General features: G+C 66.2%; 1 protein-coding gene. It reads left to right on the forward strand.

Annotated features, from left to right (window positions below; translation table 11 throughout):
* Nucleotides 1-47: 47 nt before the first annotated feature.
* Nucleotides 48-745 (forward strand): helix-turn-helix domain-containing protein (locus GP2_RS20840; protein ID WP_040527717.1); only part of this gene is annotated, 698 nt, incomplete at its 3' end.

The following is a 745-nucleotide window of genomic DNA, read 5'->3' on the forward strand; positions in this document are numbered from 1 at the left end:
GGGTGAATTCAACTGGTCGTCGCAACACCTCTATCAGGAGGTGTTCGATGGTTCGTCGTCAGCAGGCCGCGGACAGGGCGGTTCGTCCGAAGCTCCGCTCGCCGGGGCATCCGAAGTTTCAGAAACCCGTCGAGGCGGCGTTCTGGGGCGAGATCGCGAAAGGGCTGCTCGCGGAGGAAGCCGCGGGGGTTGTCGGCGTGGCGCCCGCGGTCGGCGCAAGATGGTTCCGACACGCTGGCGGCATGGCGCCATTCGACATCGCCCAGCAGCCATCGGGCCGCTACCTCTCGTTCGCTGAGCGCGAGGAGATCGCGATTCTCAAGGAGAAGGGCAAGGGCGTTCGCGAGATCGCTCGCGCCATGGGCCGCGATGCCGGGACGATCTCTCGTGAGCTGCGGCGGAACGCGGCCACGCGGGGCGGGAAGCCGGAGTATCGGGCGTCGGTCGCGCAGTGGAAAGCAGACATGACCGCGAGGCGACCCAAGGTCGCGAAACTCGTCGCGAACCCGCGGCTGCGCGCGTATGTCGAGGAGCGCCTGTCGGGGAAGATCACAAGCCCCGATGGCACGATCGTCACCGGTCCCCAGCCGCCGCGGTTCACCGGGAGAGGCAAGCCGCATCGGAAGGACAGGGCCTGGTCCTGGGCTTGGAGTCCGGAGCAGATCTCACACCGGTTGAAGATCGACTTCCCGGATGATGAGTCCATGCGCATCAGCCCAGAGGCGATCTACCAGTTGCTCTACAT

The organism is Gordonia paraffinivorans NBRC 108238 (genome assembly GCF_000344155.1).
Classification (GTDB): domain Bacteria; phylum Actinomycetota; class Actinomycetes; order Mycobacteriales; family Mycobacteriaceae; genus Gordonia; species Gordonia paraffinivorans.